The organism is Acinetobacter sp. YH12116 (genome assembly GCF_013418895.1).
In the GTDB taxonomy this organism is placed as follows: domain Bacteria; phylum Pseudomonadota; class Gammaproteobacteria; order Pseudomonadales; family Moraxellaceae; genus Acinetobacter; species Acinetobacter indicus.
In genome coordinates, this window is the sequence record NZ_VPBE01000001.1 from 177,065 (window position 1) to 194,479 (window position 17,415).

Sequence of the window (17,415 nt, forward strand, 5' to 3'; positions counted from 1 at the left end):
AAAAGAATACGCTTTATGGCTACTTTTTATGCATGGCTTGGCCTATAGTAAGGCCAATGAAAGATAAAATTGCAGGAGTTGGTTATGGCGGAAATCGAGCTGAAATTTCAGGTGCCGGAGCATCAGCGCCGAGCCTTTGAAAAAGCCATTGCCAAGAAAAAAGCCGTGCCGCTACAGCTGTGGGCCAAATATTATGATAGTCCCAAGCAGCAGCTGGCACAGCATGCCATCGCCCTGCGTCAGCGTCTGGAAGGTCAATACTGGTGTCAGACCCTGAAAGCACCGGGACAACATCATTTTGAGCGTCTTGAACTGGAACTTGCCCTCGGTCCGGATGAACCGCAGCAGCTGGATTTAAGCCTGTATCAGGAACATAAACAGGCACAGACTTTGCTGAAACAGGCGCTGGAGCTGAAAAAGGCCGATTTAAAAAATACCGGTCTGGAGCTGCAATTTGAAACCGATGTGCAACGCCTGATTGTGCTTGAACAAGTCAAAGACAGTGCAATTGAACTGGCCTTTGATCAGGGCGAAGTCCGCACACCAACAGCACAAAGCGATATTTACGAAGTCGAGTTTGAACTGAAACATGGCGATGTTAGCGACCTGATTGATTTTGTGCAGCCATGGGTAAAACGCTATCAGCTCTGGCTTGATGTTCGCAGCAAATCACAGCGCGGCCAGATGCTCAAGAATCAGCAGGACATCTTGCCCGTTCAACATCAAACGCCTTTTAGTCTCGATAAACATGATTCGAGTAGCCGCGCGCTGGCCAAAATTGTCAGCAACTGTCTGACTCATTTATTACCAAATGCCACCGCGATTGCCAACAATCATTATCAGAGTGGTCATGTGCATCAGGCCCGTGTGGCCATTCGCCGTTTACGCAGCGCGCTGAAAATTTTTGGACACTGGTCCGAACAGGTACAACCCGAGTGGCAAGCGCAGCTGGCAGAACTGTTCCGGCAACTTGGTTCCACCCGCGACCGCGATGCGCTGAGTGAAAGCCTGATGCCACGTCTGGCCGAGGCCGGCTCTCCCCTCGCAGAACTACCGGCAAGTAGCGAAAGCAGTGATGAAATTGATGCACTATTTCGCGCGCCAGAAACAGTACGCCTCTTGCTGGAGCTGCTACAGTTTAGCCAGGGCACAGCACATGAAAATGATCAATCGCTGAAAAAACAGGTACGAAAACAGCTTACAAAAATGCATCGGCAAATTTGTCAGAATGCCGTGCAGTTTGAACATCTGGACAGTGAACAGAAGCATCGCACCCGTAAACGGGTCAAACGCCTGCGTTATTCGGTCGAGTTTATTGCCTCTTTATTTGAAGCTGATGCCGTCAAACAGTATCTGAAAGCATTGAAACCGGCACAGGAATCTTTGGGGCAGTTTAATGATCTGGTGGTGGCCGAAGCCCTGTTTCAACACGAGGTTCAGCAAAATCCGCAGGCTTGGTTTGTTCTGGGCTGGATTGCTGCCGAGCAAAAGCATGTTCTGGCCGAAGCCCAGCAGCATTTGCTGGAATTTACCCACAGTAAAACCTTCTGGTCCGACTGACTCCGTACGGAGATAATCATTTAGCGGTACTTGCCAAATACCTTCCAGGTACCGTTATCGGCCAGCGGATCATGATAACTATCGCTCCGCTGCTTGCGCGGTTTTTCCCTAGCATCCACCAGCTGAAAATGCGGTTCGACACTCAGCACAATACCGTTGACATAAAAACGGGTGCGGGTGTATTCACTTTGCCCATGCTGAAACACATAGGTACGCAAATCAATAAACTCACGGTGTGCCACCAGTGCGGCGCTGTCGTCACTCTCCAGCCACTGTTTCATCGCCAGCATCTGCGTAGCATCAAACTGGCCGCACTTTTCCATCAAGCTGGCCAGACCGCGAAAAGTTTTTGATTCTTTGGCCCGGGTTTTATTAATCCGGATTCGGTCAACATGAAAGAAAAATAAAGGCAGGTTTAAGTGACTTGGCAGATGAATGGCATCCAGCACTTCATCTTCCATAAAGGGCTGAAACAGCTCTTGTGCCCGCTCAATCAATCCGGACCATTGCTGGAAATAGGCTTCAACTTCAGCCGGATTGCCATAATAAATTGGCAGCCCTTCTACATTGGCCAGATGTGCCGGCGGCCAGATGTTTTGTCGCAGCAGCGCAATATCACTTTTTAGACTTTGAACCGCAATTGCATCTTGCATCGTGATTCCTTTTTCTTGCTTAGGCTATTTTTAGAGTAAGACAAAGGTTTAGTTTCTGCAAGGCTTTGCCTATAATTATTGTTTATGATTTTAGCTTAGGAAAAATTCATGGTTCAAAAGATTGAAGCAACCGATGTTACCGAAGAAGAAGCGTTAAATGCTGCTTTCTTTGAACGTGCTGATGAATTTATCAAACAGGCCAACGAATTTTGTCGCGTCGAAAAAGGCTCACAGGAACAACCGGCGGAAAAACGCGGTCAGGTCAGTGCTGCCATGTTGTTCGGCACGGCGCGTTTTAATACCTGGGTCGCAGCCAATAACTTCAAAGATGGTGAGGAAATGCGTGCTGCCAAAGATCAGGTCATGTCCTACATTTTGCAGCAGTTCCAGATGATGCTGGAAGACAATTATGATGAATACTGTGAACAGTTCGAGAACTATTTACGTTTCCGTCGTAATGAAGAATTTCACAGCAATAAACACAAACATGATCACGATCATTAAATTGCTAAAAAAAGTCCATCCAGTTGGGCTTTTTTAATGTCATCTTTTCGATAAATACCCTTTTCTTTTTTGCAGACTTGGCTTTGAATAAAATAGACATCTTCAAGGATCAAACCAACCTGCTATGCAAAATCTTGGATTTGCACTGATTGATGCGCATATTCATCAATGGGACCCATATAACACACCACACAGCGCACGCCTGGCGGTCAAGCTGCTGGGGAAATATCCACGCTTACTGGATAAAACCATCCGTACGCTAAAATCCAAAGCGCTAATTGACACCTTGGGACACACCCAGCATGTCACCGCACCGTATTTGCCCGAGCATTATTGCCGCGATGTCGGCTTTTATCCGGTTGAAAAAGTGGTACATGTGGAGGCCAGCTGGCATGACCACAAAGGCAAAGGTGTGGTCGGAGAAACCCGTTTTATTGAATCGCTGGATTTTGCCAAAAATGGTATCCAGCTGGGTGCAGTGGTGGCCACGGCCGACCCGCGTGACAGCCAGTTCAAGCAGATTCTGAAAATGCATCAGAAAGCGGCGCCGCAGCATTTTCGCGGAATTCGCAAAATGGCTGCGGTACATGAAGATAAAGACATTTATGCCTGGGCCGATGATCCGCATTTATACCGCGACAAAAAATTCCTGAAAGGCTTTGAACTGCTGGCACAGCATAATTTAAGTTTTGATGCCTGGGTCTATTCCAGTCAGCTGGAAGATGTGATTACCCTGGCAAAACAGTTCCCGGAAACCTCAATTGTGCTGGATCACCTCGGTACACCGGCCGGTCTGTTTGGTCCGGTCGGCTCGCATACCGGCATTACCCAAACTGCACGCGACAATATCCTGTTTCGCTGGCAGGAAGATCTGGCAGAACTGGCGCGCTGCCCAAATGTCTATACCAAATTGTCCGGGCTGTTCATGCCGGTGCTGGGCCATCAGTTTCACCAGCAGCAACGGCTGGCCTCAAAACAGGAAATTATTGATTTAACTGCCCCGCTGATTCAGCACGCACTGAAAAGTTTTGGCATGTACCGGGTGATGTTTGGTTCCAATTTCCCGATGGATCGGGTCAGTAGCGACTTAGTCACGATTATTGATGCCTTTAGTGATGTGGTAACGACGTATCATCCACAGGCGTTGCAGCAGGTGTTCCATGATAATGCCAAACAATTCTATCGGCTCTAATTCGCTGTGATAAATTCACCTCATACTTGCCCATAGCGCCTATAAGGATTGCAGGTGGATGATATCAGTGCCAACATAACTGGCTTCATAAAAAATCTCCCATTGCGGGAGATTTTTTATATGAATGATCTGTAGTCAGCGCTTATTTCACCGGCTGGCCATATTGATCGGCCATGACTTCGACCCAATGTTGCGGCAGCAGATATTTCTGGATCACCGCATCAATATCGGCTTTGCTGAGTCGGGCAATGGCCTGATCGCGTTTTTCCCGATACGGTAAATCACGGTCAAGTTCCAGCTGTGCCACCAGCATCCGGTGAATACGGCGCTCATCTTCCAGCGCTGTGACACGCTGTTTCAGAATGTCAGCCTTGGCCGCCGCTACTTCCTGTGCAGTCACGCCATTTTTGCGCAACTCCTGAAAGACTTTATGTACCGCCTGCGACAACTGCGCCGCTTTACCGGCAGTATAGTTGGCACTCACACTGAGGGCACCGGAATTTTCAAAGCTGCTTAAACTGAGCGAACTGCCAAAACTGTAGACCAGCGCATTTTTTTCACGCAGCTCTTGCGCCAGACGTGAGGTCAGTTGTGAGTCCCCTAAAATATGACTCATGACCATTAATGCGGCTGCATCGGGATGATCATTTCCCACGGGCAGGGTCATCACGCCCTGATAACTGCCAAACTCACGCTGTTCGGACAGTACATGCTGTTTTTGCGCCGCATAGCTGTTATACGGCACGCTTAAACGCTGATACGGCTGTGCTCCGTTCCAAGTGGCAAACTGCTGTTGCAACAGCTTGAGAACCGGCTTGGCCTCATAATCGCCGGTAATGGCAATCCGGGCATGATCCATGGCAAAAAACTGCCGATACAGCTGTTTGACTTTCTCATTGCTGGCCTGGCTCAACTGCTGCTTGGCAAATTCCGGCTCGAAGTGATAACGCAAATCTCCCGGCTGATAACGCTCGATCAAACGTGCCATATTTAAGGCAGCCACGGTTTCCGGCTCGGTATACGGCCGGTCCAGACTGGCCAGACTTTGTGCCTTGATCAGATCAAACTGGGCCTGTTCAAACAGCGGCTTTTTCATGATTTCCAAGACAAATCTGAAAAACTCATCAAATTTATCTTTTTTGGCCACAATCGAAATGGCCACGCCATTGCTATTGGCCTGTGCCGAAGCTGAACCACCGGCGTCAATGGATTTGTCGGCAATATCCTGCAGGCTGTACTGATCTGAGGCACGCAGCATTAAATAGGCCATCAGGTCAATAATCTCGTCCTGATTAAACAGCGATTTTTCATTGCCAAAATCCACTATAATGGTGGCGTAGGTTTTATCGTCCCGGGTCGAGGTGGGAAACAGTGCATATTTCATGCCATTGGCCAGTGTGCCACGCTGGATTTTGGCTTCAGTCTGGCTTAAGGCCTGTTTGGATGTGTGCAGATACTGCTGAATTTCCTGCTCATAGCTGCTGATGTCTTTGAGTGGCTCGGCCTGTACATCCATTTGATCGAGGGTTTTCAGCGGTTCAGCAGCCTGCTGTTGCTGGGCCTTTTTCTGCTCTTCTGGTGTCGGCTGAATATGCCCGCGCATACGATGTTCAGGAATCAGGAATTGCTGTAAACGTGTATTGACCTGATCCACCGTTAAGGCCTGTAATTCCTGTTGATGGACAAAATACTGTGCCCAGTTGCCCTGCTCCGATACCACATAATCACTTAGCATACCGGCAAGAGCACTGGCATTGCTAAACAGACTGTCCTGGCTATTGCGAATCAGGGTTTTGACCCGGTTCAGCTCGGTCTGATTAAAATTTTTGCCCTGCTCGACACCCTGCTGCAAGGCAGTTTCAACCTGCTTGGCATTATGAGTCGGTGCATACAAGGCACCCATAAAGACCAGATTAAAATCCTGATCCAGCCAGGTGGTCGATTGCACCATGGTGCTGATACCGGTTTCAACCATGCCCTGATACAAATGCCCGCTCGGCTGCATGGTGTATAAATACGGCGCCAACACCAGAGCGGTTTTATGCTGGCCGTTCTGACCATTTAAATAGATATTGAACTTGGCCAGCTGGCTGCCTTTTTGCACTAAAAAATCCCGGTTTTTGATGGTACGGGCATCCAGCACTGGCACCTTGACCTGTGCCGGAATCTGGCGTTTGGCCAGCGGACTAAAATGCTGATCAATCTGCTTGAGTACCTGCGCTTTATCAAACTTGCCGGTCAGCACCATCACGGCATTATTCGGTGCATACCAGTTACGATAAAAACGCTGCAATTCCGGCATCTGAATCGACTGCAACTCATTCAGATCACCAATCGGTAAACGGCCCAGATACTGGTTGCCATAGGCCGCTTTCCAGACCTGATCCATTAACACCGCATAGGGCTGATCCATACGCACTTCGCGTTCACGCTTCACAATCGCAATTTCTGCCGGCACAAATTTTTCTTGCAGCACCAGCTTGTCCATACGCTCGGCTTCAAGATAAATCATCTCATTAATGGCTGTCTGATCTGGGCGGATGGTGTTCAGATATTTGGTCGAGTAGTAATCGGTGCTGGCATTATTGCTTAAGGTGTACTGGTTTAAACGGCGCTGGAATTCATCTCCCGGGACATTCTGGGTGCCTTTAAACGCCAGATGTTCCAGTAAATGCGCCATACCGCCTTTGCCTTGGGGATCATTCAGGGAACCGGTAAAGTAGATGGTACTCATCACCACTTTATTTTCTTTGGCATTCGGCGCCAGAATCACCCGAAAACCATTATCCAGCCGGTATTCTTCAATCTGCTGTTCAGATTTTACCAACACCGGCTGGGCAAATGTCGTAGCCCCCACACCCATGATCAGCAAAGACAGGCTGAGCTGTTTAAACCGCATTAACATAATTTTTTCAATACCTTTTACCTGCTGCAGCCGCTTGCATGACTGCAGCATTAAATTGTTTGTTGTTGTGACTTATGTTTGAAAATCACCGGCATACCCAGCGTGATTTCCCTGTTCTGTTTTAATCTAAAAATAACTCGGCCACCAGATATAATTTGGCATAACCGGAAATTTCAATACGCTGCTCTGCTTGTAAGGCACAGTACAGCATTCCACCTCGCGCCGAAGCCTGATAAGCCACCAGTTCAGTTTTGCCAGTTTTTTCTGCCCATAACGGCGCCAGACCGGTATGCATGGAACCAGTCACCGGATCTTCATCAATCCCTTTATGCGGGGCAAAGTAGCGAGCAATATAGTCATAGTCCTGAGAGGGCGCGGTCAAGACCACATCTAGGTCTGTCGCGGTAATTGCGGTGCTGACCTGATGCAGCTCTGCAATCTGCCGGATTTTGGCCAGAGCGGGCTGGGCGGCTAACACTGCCTGCTCAGATTCCAGTACCAGAATATAGGCCTGTGCATTTAAATAGACTTCCTTAACCGGCTGATCAATCACATCCAGCAATTGCGCCGGAAATTCATCTTGCAGTACCGGCACACGGGTTGGAAAATTCATGCGGATTTTGCCATCATCATCTTGCGTGACAATAAAAAGACCTAAATTTTTGACATGAAAATGAATGGTTTTGGCGCGGGTATAATCCTTAAACAGTACAAAGCTGCTGGCCAAAGTGGCATGGCCGCAAAAATCGACTTCAACTGTGGGGCTAAACCAGCGAATCTCGAAATTTTCAGCATCCATCGGCTTGACAAAGGCAGTTTCGGAAAGGTTATTTTCCAGTGCAATATTCTGCATTAAAGCGTCATCAAGCCAGTCTTCGACCACTATTACTGCGGCCGGATTTCCCTTAAATAATGCTGTTGTGAATGCATCAACCTGATACATTTTCATGAATCTGTCTCCCGCTGTATTTTGTGCTTTTTCCCAAGCATGCATCAATGATATAAGTTTTAACACCCGGTACAATGCAGAATTGTTGTTTTCCTGCATATCTCAAGAATGATCTCTGATTGAGGAATAAAAAATATGACGCTCCCTGCTGATCTGCAAGCCGTGCCTTTGGAAAAGGCCTATCGTTTGATCAATCATGGTCCGACCGTGCTGGTGTCTGCACAAGATCAGCAGGAAACCGATGTCATGGCTGCAGCCTGGGCCTGTGCGCTTGAGTTTAATCCCGCTAAAGTTACGGTAGTGCTGGATAAAAGCACCAACACCCGCGCCATCATTGAACAGTCAGGTTATTTTGCCTTGCAGGTGCCGACCTTAAAACAGCTCAAGATGGTGCATCAACTGGGAAGCATCAGCCTGTTTCAGGAACCGAACAAGCTGGACCGCTGTGGGGTCGAGCTATTCCAGTTTGAGCATTCTCCTGTGCCGACAGTGGCCGGATGCGCCGCCTGGCTGATCTGTGAACTTATTCCGGAGCCGCACAACCAGCAAACCCATGACCTGTTTATAGGCAAAGTCATTACAGCCTATGCCGATCAGCGGGTATTTCGTGACGGGCACTGGTATTATCATGAAGTGGCCGATGAATGGAAAAGTATCCACCATATTGCCGGCGGGCATTTTTATAGCAGTGGTCAGCCGGTTTCAGTGGAATAAACAGTTGTTAGATTAGCAAACAAATTGGCCAGATCAGCGCGCAACTGTAATAGCCCGCGCGCCATACAACAATATTTTAAGCATAATAAAAAGCGCAAGGAATCTGCATGGATGCACAGCAACGCCGCCTCAGCCTGTTTTTACTGCTGGCCACCTGTTTAGGTATCGGTATTTTTCGTTTTTCTTATACCGCCTTATTACCCAGTACCCGTCTGGCTTTTGAATGGAGTAGCGAGTTTGCCAGCCTGTTAGGCAGCGCCAATTTACTCGGTTATTTAATTGGTGCGGTCTGGGCCATGCGCTTAAACCGGCAGCTATTAAGCTGGATTCAGGCCGCGGCCTTTCTCGGCAGTTTAAGTTTATTCTGCTGTGCGTTCGCCGGTTTTGAGGGCAGCTGGTATCTGTTCTGGCGAATATTGTCCGGCATCTGCGGTGGCTGGCTGATGATTCTGGCGCCGAGCGTGGTTGCGCAGCACTGTGAATTGCAGCATCGGTTTAAAATTAATGTGATTGGTTTTAGTGGCATCGGACTTGGTGTGCTGCTCGCCACATTATTTTTGCCCTATTTAGATCATATCTCCACCTCAAGCGCCTGGCTGATTTTATGTGCCTTTGCCGTGCTGTGCAGTCTGGGTTTAATCCTGCTCAAACCCAAAGCCCTACCGGTTAACATCCAAAGCCAGCCTCAAAGCGCTGCTGCTGTGCCCATCAATAAAAAGGTCTTTGCCAGCCTGCTCTTGGTGTATAGCTGTAGCGCGTTTTCCTATGTACCACACTCACTCTTCTGGATTGACTATTTAAGTCAGGTGCAACAACTCAGCCTGTTCTGGATCAATAGCCACTGGATTTTATATGGCCTGGGCAGTGCCTGCGGAGCGGCCTGTGCCTATTTTCTGGCAAAACAGCTCGGCAATTTCAAAGCCCTGAAAATCCTGTATTGCCTGTATGTGGCGGCCATTTTAGCGGCAATCGCCCCTTGGTCAGTGATGACCTTTCTGTCTTCCTTTTTTACTGGCCTGCTGAATCCGGCGGTGGTGTTTCTGACCTCTTATACCCTGCTCCAGCTGTATGGTCTGGCCTATAAAAAATTATGGGGCATGGCTACTTTATGCTTTGCCAGCGTGCAGCTGATAGGAGGCTTAAGCTTTAGCGGCTTACAAGTCGCCGGCTGGTCTTATCCGCAGCAGTTTTTACTGGCCGGTGCGGTTCTGGCACTGGGAAATCTATATTTTATTTGCAGCCTGCCGGCCACCAAAACACCGGTTTCCACAGCCGAGGTAAACTGATTTAGCTTATTCATCGGTCAGCTCTTGTACCAAATAGGGATAAGGATTCACGGCGCCTTGACCACTGAGATAAATCCCATAATGCAAATGTGGCGGTGTATTTTGAGCATTGCCGCTATTACCGACATAACCAATGATTTCACCGGCTTCAATCCAGTCGCCTTCCTGAATCTCCGCTGCATAATCCTCTAAATGTGCATAATAATGATGGCTTAAGCCCGGACCAATCACCCAGACCACTTTACCCCCAAGGTTGTTGGTGCCCACCCGCGATACAATTCCAGCCGTGGTTGAGCGTACCGGCGTGCCGCGTTTGGCAAAAATATCAGTGCCTTCATGCCGACGCCCTTCACTGCGCGCCGCACCCCAGGTATCACTGATCTGCCTGGCCTGCACACCTTCTACCGGGACCGGTAAAGGCGCCATGAATTCCTGCTGTTGCAATTTCAGATACAGCATCGGATAGCGCATACCGGCGGCATCACCCGAAGGCGGTGGCTGACAGCCGACCAGCAGCACACTCAAACTTAAGCCAAGCGCCAGACCGGCGAGCCGTTTAGAAATCAAGATATTCATGGCACCTGCATCATCAAGGGATGACTTGATCTTAAGGTCTGCTCAGGGGTAGATAAAACACGGTTTTTGTACAGGTTTTGCTGATCTGGGTTTGGAGATGATTCCTCTGCTGCTTTCCGATCTAGATCGTCATGGGCTATATAGATATGACAAAGGCTCTCATCATGAGAGCCTTTGTGAGTAAATCAATTTAAAAACCTATCTGCGCCTTTAGGCGATGAAAAAGTTTTTAAATTGGGGGTGCGACATCATTGCTGACGTTGGTTTTTCTGTTTTTGATTTTGTTGCTGAGGCTGTTGCTGCTGTTGACGTTGATTGTCATTCTGCTGCTGATTTTGTTGACGTTGGTTTTGCTGATTCTGTTGATTCTGCTGGTTTTGTTGATTAGCCATTTCATATCACTCCTGTATCAGTTCGATATGTCGCACAATATGTACAGGTATTACTCTACCGGGTTTTGTTTTTTGCCCAAGTCATAAGCTGTATCAAATTGCCTCAATGTAATTGGGCACAGGATTATCCATTACAAATCAAGTGAAAAAAGTTCTGTCATTTTACTTTACTCACCCAAAGCATCACTGTGGTTACTTGTCATTACATTGACACAAATAGATGGGAAGATAAGGCATAAAAAACCCGCGTTAAACGCGGGCGGTTACACCGAATAGATAGTGTTTTTATTGGTCCATCTTGTCAATAATCGCCTGACCAAATTCGGAGCAGCGCAGCAAGGCGGCATCTGGCATCAGGCGTTCAAAATCATATGTCACTGTTTTGGCCGCAATCGCACCGGATACACCCCGAATAATCAGATCGGCCGCTTCGGTCCAGCCCATATCACGCAGCATCATTTCCGCAGACAGAATAATCGAACCCGGATTGACCTTGTCCTGCCCGGCATACTTTGGCGCAGTGCCATGGGTGGCTTCATACATATGAATTGCCCCGCCAATATTGGCTCCCGGTGCAATGCCAATCCCGCCGACTTCTGCCGCCAGTGCATCGGAAATATAATCCCCGTTCAGGTTTAAGGTGGCAATGACCGAATAATCTGCCGGGCGCATTAAAATCTGCTGTAAAAAGGCATCGGCAATTACATCTTTAATCATAATCTCTTTGCCGGTTTTCGGATTTTTCAGCTTTACCCACGGCCCGCCATCGAGCAATTCGCCGCCAAAACGCTCCAGCGCCACTTCATACCCCCATTCCTTAAAGGCGCCTTCGGTATATTTCATGATGTTGCCTTTATGTACCAAGGTCACACTCGGCTTGTCATTATCAATCGCGAACTGGATGGCTTTACGCACCAGACGCTGAGTGCCTTCTTTGGAGACCGGTTTAATGCCTATACCGCAGTTTTCTTCAAAGCGGATTTTGGTGACACCCATTTCCTCTTTCAGGAATTTAATAACTTTTTTCGCTTCCGGTGAATCGGCTTTCCATTCAATCCCGGCATAAATATCTTCCGAGTTTTCCCGGAAAATCACCATATCGGTCAGTTCCGGATGTTGCACCGGTGAAGGCACGCCTTCAAACCAGCGTACCGGACGCACACAGACATACAGGTCCAGTTCCTGACGCAAGGCCACATTCAATGAGCGGATCCCACCACCAACTGGTGTGGTTAGCGGTCCTTTAATCGACACCACAAATTCACGCAAGACCTCAAAGGTTTCTTCCGGCATATAGGTGCCATAAATCTTGTTGGCCTTTTCGCCGCAATACACTTCCATCCATTCAATCGCACGTTTGCCACCATAGGCTTTTTGTACTGCCGCATCCACCACGGCTTTCATAGTCGGGGTAATATCCACCCCAATCCCGTCACCTTCAATAAAAGGGATAATCGGATTGTTCGGCACATTCAGGGATAAATCTGCATTTACCGTAATTTTGCTGCCATCTGCAGGCACGACGATTTTCTGATAACCCATAATCCTTGCTACTCCCTGTGATTGGTGGGCGGGCAAATCCATACTATTCTTGCCCGGCACCGGTCTTTTTTGGCTGTCTGCTTAATTGTATTTTTAACTCGATGATCTTTTCAGTTTAATCAAAATTTAACCAGCCCGGGATTTATAAGGGAAATGGCCTTATTTCTGTGCTTAATAAATCGGCATATATCCTGTGGCATCTCTCAGCAAGTTTTACATTTCCAATCAAAATCATCTGCTCAGCTTTGCCATAAAGTTCAGGCAGATCAGACAGAATCTGCTATAGTAGCCCGATATTGTGGACCTTCTTTTTGCTCATTGTCACCCTTTCTCTCCCATGCCGGGTTGTATTACAGTTAGCATAAGAATCACACCCATATTTTGTTATATTTTTTAGCAGGTTACAGTGAAAATAGTTATTCTTAACAAGCCTTATGATGTGCTGTCGCAGTTTCGTCCCGATGAAAAGCACCCAACCATGGCCGACTTCATTGACGATCCGGATTTGCGGATTGCCGGTCGTCTGGACATGGATTCAGAAGGTTTAATGTTCCTGACCGATCATGGCGGTTTAAACCAGTTTATTACCAACCCGGCCAATAAAAAGTTTAAAACCTATCTGGTCCAGGTCGATGGTGACATTACCGAAGAAGCGCTAGAACAGCTGCGTAAAGGTGTAGAACTGAATGATGGCATGACCTTGCCGGCCAAAGCGATTAAAGTGGCTGAACCGGAGTGGTTATGGGAACGTCATCCGCCGGTACGTTACCGTGCTTCGGTGCCGACCTCCTGGGCTGAAATTTCAATTTGTGAAGGCCGTAACCGCCAGGTGCGCCGCATGACCGCTGCGGTCGGCTTCCCAACTTTGCGTTTAATTCGCACCAAAATCGGTTCGATTGATCTGGTTCAGCTGGGCCTGCAACCGGGTGAAACCCGTGAAATTGAACCACTGCTCTATAGCGACTTTAAAGATGTACCAGCCGAACAGCCGTATCGCTCACGTTCTTATGTGAAGAAACCGGGCGGCACTGGTGGCAAACCGATGCAGAAAAAAGTCAACAAAGATGGTACCGCCAAGAAAAAATCCGGCACACCACGCATCTGGCAAATGGAAGAAGGTGAAAAGCCACGTCGCAAGACCAATGGCACCACCCGTCCCAACACCAAATCACGTGGTCGTCGTGCCCGTTAATGGGGCTGGCATCTGTATAGCTAAAAAAGCTGTTGCAAAGATGCGTTGAATAGACGATGAAAATAAGGCTCCAACGGGGCCTTATTTTTTTGCTTGTATTTTCAGCATCACAATGCTATTTATGATTCACATAATTTTAAATTTAAAATAAAACGTATCTTAAAAAAGGAGTCTGCTATGGATCAGCAAGTTAATCCCATGTTTCATCAGGACCGATTAATGCAGCATCTGGGCGCCCATTTGGTGTCGTTTGGTGAACACAGCGCACAGATTGAATTAAAAATTACCGAGCAGCATTTACAAGGCCATCAAACCTGTAACGGTGCGGTGATTTTTGCGCTGGCGGATGCGGCTTTTGCCATTGCCTGCAACACCGGCGAACATCCGGCGGTGGGTCAGCACTGCGGCATTCATTATTTAAAACCGGGCCTGCTCGGCGATACCCTGACTGCGGTGGCAGAACATAAGGCCAGCAGTGGCCGCAGCGGCATTTATGATATTCGGGTCACGAACCAGAAGCAGCAGATTGTGGCGGAGTTTCGCGGTACTTCCCGCCTGATCATCAAATAAGGTGTGATTACGATAGGGTTTATGACGATAGATCTGCATAAAAAAACCGATGCCTGAGCATCGGTTTTTTATAGTATAAATTTCAGACTATGATTTTACACTTTTAACCAGCGATCCAGTTTGGCCTGATCTTCAACTTTTAATTCAACTTCAGTCAGTTCAGAACCTGCTGCATTCACTTCAAACTGCATCAGTTCATCACGGCGGAAAGCATGTACTGTAAAGCTGCCGCTCTGTTTGGCATACTGTTCGATCAGTTTGCTGCTGGCTTTGAGGCCATCAATGGCAATGATTACATCATGCGCCGACAGACCGGCTTGCGCTGCCTGACCATCACGGCGTGCGGCCTGTACCAGTACGCCTTCCGGTTTATCGGCCAGTTTTAGCCCCAATGGCAAACGCTTGTCATTTTTTAAGCTGTAGCTCAGACCAAATTCCGGGAACAGCTGATCCAGCGGTAATTCTTCGGTGGTGTTAATCAGATGGTTAATCTGCTCAGCCCAGCTATCACCGGTTAATTCCTGACACAATTCATAAATCGTGCGCTCATGCACCTGAATCCCCTGCTGCGCATTGTCATACAGCTTGCGCATTAAGGCATCCAGACTAGAGCCACGCAGACGTAAACCAAGATCTAGACACAAGGCCACCAGACAGCCCTTGTTGTAATAGCTGGTGCCGGCATGGTTGGAGTTTTCATCCTGACGGTAGAATTTCACCCAAGCATCAAAGCTTGATTCAGCCACGGTTTGGATTGCCCGACCCGGATTTTGCAAATAACGGTCAATCTGCGCTTTTAATAAAGCAATATAAGACTCCTGATTAACCACACCGCTGCGTAATAAAATCAGGTCATCATAATATGAGGTGAAACCTTCAAAAATCCACAACAAAGAGGTGTAACCTTCCCGGTTCAGGTCATAATTGACAAAGCTGTCCGGACGGATAAATTTCACCAGCCAGGAGTGGAAATATTCATGGCTGCACAGCCCCAGAAAACGCTGATATTCTTTCGACGGCTCTTCCGGCTCATTGGCTTTTGGCAAGTCATCGCGCGGGGTAATCAGGCTGGTACTGTTTGGATGCTCCAGACCACCATAACTGTTCCCGGTCGCCATGGTCATAAAGGTATAATCCTGAAACGGTGCAGAACCGAACATGGCAATTTCAGTGGCGCAGATTTTTTCCAGGTCCTGCTGCATTCTCGCAGCATTCATGGCATGTTTGCCCGACACCACAAATTCATGTGGAATGCCTGCTGCATCAAAACTAAAACGGGTCTGCTCAGCCAGTTCAAACGGCGCATCAATCAGTTCGGCATAGTTTTTGGCTTTTAAGGTATAACGCCCCTTCACCAGACTTTTGGCCGCCAGTCCGGTCGCCAGCTGGAAATGTTTCAGTTCATTGGGTAGGAACACTTCGACTTCAATGGCTTTATCTTCCTGACCTTCCAGCCCTAAACAGGCACAGGCCGGATTGACATATAACCGGGTCTGATCAACATAGGCACCACGCACCGACAGGTCGTAGGCATAAACATCATATTCCACCGTAATCAGTTCATGATCGGTATTAAACAAACGCCATTTGTTCTTTTCAAATTTCTGGATTTTTAAAATACGCCCGGCTTCATCATAAGCCTTGACCGCTTCAATATGTTTGGAAAATTCACGAATCAGATAGCTGCCCGGAATCCAGGTCGGTAAAGCTAGAACCTGTGTCGGATTGGCCAGAAAGCGCAAAGTGACATGAATAAGATGCTGACGATAATCGTCAAATTCGATTTGATAATGCAACATAATGGGCGATATAAAAGATCAAAGAGATAACTTATCAATTAGCTTAACATTTTTTTGTCATGCAATGCGCAGTCGTCTTCATTGTCGAAAATTATCGCTAGTCAGGCGGCAAAAAAAAGCATAGCATGCCTAAAATTTTTATGTTTATGACCAACGGACTGGTTAAAAAAGGAATCCCCTTGAAACGTGTCATCTACCTGATTGCGCTGCTGTGCTGGCTATGCAGCTCGCTTGCGCATGCCACCTTATTATCTTTTAATCCTGAAACGGTTGAAGCAGAAGCCTGGACCGTGCTTGATCCACAATCGGGTCAGGTCATTGCAGAACACAATAGCCAGATTCAGCGCGCCCCGGCCTCGCTGACCAAGATGATGGTGGCCTATATTGTGCTCAAGGACATTCAGGCCGGCAAGCTGAACGTGGCAGATGTGCTGACCGCAACGTCGGTGGTGAAACAGGTGATGTGGGATGAATCCCAGATGTACCTGAAAGAAGGTGAGCAGATTTCTGTTGATCAGCTGCTAGCTGGTTTAATTGTGATGTCTGCCAATGATGCCGCCCTAACTCTGGCCGAACGGATTTCTGGCAGCGTACCGCAGTTCGTGGCACGTATGAATCAGGAAGCACAGGCCTTGGGAATGCAAAATACCCATTTCCAGAATCCGGCCGGGATTACCATGCCAGAGCATTATTCTACCGCGGCCGATCTGGCCCGTCTGGCACAGGCGGTCATCAATGACACTCCGGATTATCTCGCTTATTCCAAACAGACCAGTTTTACCTATAACCAGCGTTATCACCGTGCCACTAACATTCTGCTCAAACAGGACCCGACGGTGGATGGCTTGAAAACCGGTTATACCCGTGCCGCCGGTTATAACCTGGCGCTGACGGCCAACCGTCTCACCCAGAATTTTGATGATCCGAACCGGCGTTTAATTGTGGTGGTTTTGGGTGCCAAAAGTGCATTTAAACGCGCTGAAATTGCCCAGCAACTGATGAACATCAGTTATGCCTACACCCGCAACGAAGTGGCTTTAAAAAACAAGCAGCTGATTGCTGAGTTGCCAGTGGTAAAGTCGACCCTGAAAATGTTCAAGGTTGAAGTGCAGCAACCGAAAATTGTCACCACGTCTTTATATGGCGAAAATAGCGCGATTGATTTAAAACAGTTTGATGTGACCCAGCAGCGCCTGTTTGTTAACGATACCTTCGGTCAGACCCGACTGATTGAACCCTTAACCCAGACCGAAACCCATTTGAATGTCGAGCTGAAAGAAAAGTTACTGACGGCCCCGCTGGCACAGGTGATGCAGCTGGCCACCGTGCATGTTTATCAGAATAACCGCCTGATCAATACCATTCATCTGGAAGAAGAAGTACATATTGCCGAAGCCAGCCTGTTTGAAAAACTGCTGATCTGGCTAAAAAGCCTGTTTAGCTTTTCCTCCAAGGATGAAACCGCAGCCAAAACTTATCCGCTGGTTTAATCCTGTGAACAAGCACAGTGGAAATGCTACATGATGTAAGTTGTCGAACAATCTGAGCCATTTTCCTGACCGGGAGATGGCATAAATTGAG

The 17,415-nt window shown here is 47.9% G+C and carries 15 protein-coding genes; 8 read left to right on the forward strand and 7 right to left on the reverse strand.

The window, feature by feature from the left end; all coding sequences use genetic code 11:
• The first annotated feature begins 84 nt into the window (after positions 1-84).
• The gene (locus FTU54_RS00815; RefSeq protein ID WP_180074273.1) at positions 85-1,560 is read left to right on the forward strand and encodes a CYTH and CHAD domain-containing protein; all 1,476 of its coding nucleotides are present in this window, start codon (positions 85-87) and stop codon (positions 1,558-1,560) included.
• A 20-nt stretch (positions 1,561-1,580) separates the two neighbouring features.
• On the opposite strand, the gene FTU54_RS00820 is transcribed toward FTU54_RS00815, so the two are convergent.
• Entirely contained in the window at positions 1,581-2,213 is a 633-nt protein-coding gene (locus FTU54_RS00820) for a hypothetical protein (RefSeq protein WP_016659155.1), read from the reverse strand.
• Between the two features lie 108 nt (positions 2,214-2,321).
• Here FTU54_RS00820 and FTU54_RS00825 point away from each other — a divergent pair, with 108 nt between their 5' ends.
• Both FTU54_RS00825 and FTU54_RS00830 read left to right on the forward strand, forming a co-directional pair.
• Entirely contained in the window at positions 2,322-2,717 is a 396-nt protein-coding gene (locus tag FTU54_RS00825) for a DUF3144 domain-containing protein (protein ID WP_005178954.1), read from the forward strand.
• 124 nt (positions 2,718-2,841) lie between these two features.
• The gene (locus FTU54_RS00830; protein ID WP_180074276.1) at positions 2,842-3,909 is read left to right on the forward strand and encodes an amidohydrolase; all 1,068 of its coding nucleotides are present in this window, start codon (positions 2,842-2,844) and stop codon (positions 3,907-3,909) included.
• A gap of 142 nt (positions 3,910-4,051) precedes the next feature.
• Here FTU54_RS00830 and FTU54_RS00835 read toward each other — a convergent pair whose 3' ends face one another.
• Together FTU54_RS00835 and FTU54_RS00840 are read right to left on the reverse strand one after the other, a co-directional pair.
• Positions 4,052-6,814, reverse strand: coding sequence for a pitrilysin family protein (locus tag FTU54_RS00835; RefSeq protein ID WP_180074278.1), 2,763 nt, complete (start codon positions 6,812-6,814; stop codon positions 4,052-4,054).
• Positions 6,815-6,935: 121 nt separating this feature from the next.
• Positions 6,936-7,763: a PhzF family phenazine biosynthesis protein gene (locus tag FTU54_RS00840; protein ID WP_180074280.1), complete on the reverse strand. Its 828-nt coding sequence runs from the start codon at positions 7,761-7,763 to the stop codon at positions 6,936-6,938.
• 135 nt (positions 7,764-7,898) lie between these two features.
• Between FTU54_RS00840 and FTU54_RS00845 the strand changes: the two genes are divergently transcribed.
• A complete protein-coding gene (locus tag FTU54_RS00845) occupies positions 7,899-8,477 on the forward strand; it encodes a flavin reductase family protein (RefSeq protein WP_180074282.1) in 579 nt (192 codons plus the stop codon).
• Between the two features lie 107 nt (positions 8,478-8,584).
• The gene (locus FTU54_RS00850; RefSeq protein WP_005178962.1) at positions 8,585-9,763 is read left to right on the forward strand and encodes a YbfB/YjiJ family MFS transporter; all 1,179 of its coding nucleotides are present in this window, start codon (positions 8,585-8,587) and stop codon (positions 9,761-9,763) included.
• Positions 9,764-9,769: 6 nt separating this feature from the next.
• Here FTU54_RS00850 and FTU54_RS00855 read toward each other — a convergent pair whose 3' ends face one another.
• The 3 genes from FTU54_RS00855 to icd all read right to left on the reverse strand — a co-directional run bounded on the left by FTU54_RS00855 (position 9,770) and on the right by icd (position 12,273).
• Positions 9,770-10,339, reverse strand: coding sequence for a M23 family metallopeptidase (locus tag FTU54_RS00855; protein ID WP_005178963.1), 570 nt, complete (start codon positions 10,337-10,339; stop codon positions 9,770-9,772).
• Positions 10,340-10,587: 248 nt separating this feature from the next.
• Complete coding sequence (locus tag FTU54_RS00860) at positions 10,588-10,731, reverse strand: hypothetical protein (RefSeq protein WP_005178964.1); 144 nt, start codon at positions 10,729-10,731, stop codon at positions 10,588-10,590.
• Between the two features lie 285 nt (positions 10,732-11,016).
• Positions 11,017-12,273, reverse strand: a complete 1,257-nt coding sequence (gene icd / locus FTU54_RS00865) for an NADP-dependent isocitrate dehydrogenase (RefSeq protein WP_180074284.1) — start codon at positions 12,271-12,273, stop codon at positions 11,017-11,019.
• A gap of 406 nt (positions 12,274-12,679) precedes the next feature.
• Here icd and FTU54_RS00870 point away from each other — a divergent pair, with 406 nt between their 5' ends.
• Together FTU54_RS00870 and paaI are read left to right on the forward strand one after the other, a co-directional pair.
• On the forward strand, positions 12,680-13,465 hold the full coding sequence (locus tag FTU54_RS00870) for an rRNA large subunit pseudouridine synthase E (protein WP_045794865.1): 786 nt from the start codon (positions 12,680-12,682) through the stop codon (positions 13,463-13,465).
• Between the two features lie 177 nt (positions 13,466-13,642).
• The gene (paaI, locus tag FTU54_RS00875; protein WP_005178971.1) at positions 13,643-14,035 is read left to right on the forward strand and encodes a hydroxyphenylacetyl-CoA thioesterase PaaI; all 393 of its coding nucleotides are present in this window, start codon (positions 13,643-13,645) and stop codon (positions 14,033-14,035) included.
• Between the two features lie 95 nt (positions 14,036-14,130).
• Here the strand turns inward: paaI and FTU54_RS00880 are convergent, their stop codons facing one another.
• Positions 14,131-15,834 carry a M61 family metallopeptidase gene (locus FTU54_RS00880; protein WP_075166933.1) on the reverse strand — a complete coding sequence of 568 codons (1,704 nt, stop codon included), beginning with the start codon at positions 15,832-15,834 and terminating at the stop codon, positions 14,131-14,133.
• 179 nt (positions 15,835-16,013) lie between these two features.
• Between FTU54_RS00880 and FTU54_RS00885 the strand changes: the two genes are divergently transcribed.
• Positions 16,014-17,324 (forward strand): D-alanyl-D-alanine carboxypeptidase family protein, encoded by a 1,311-nt coding sequence (locus FTU54_RS00885; RefSeq protein WP_257223782.1) that lies wholly within the window; start codon positions 16,014-16,016, stop codon positions 17,322-17,324.
• Positions 17,325-17,415: the final 91 nt, after the last annotated feature.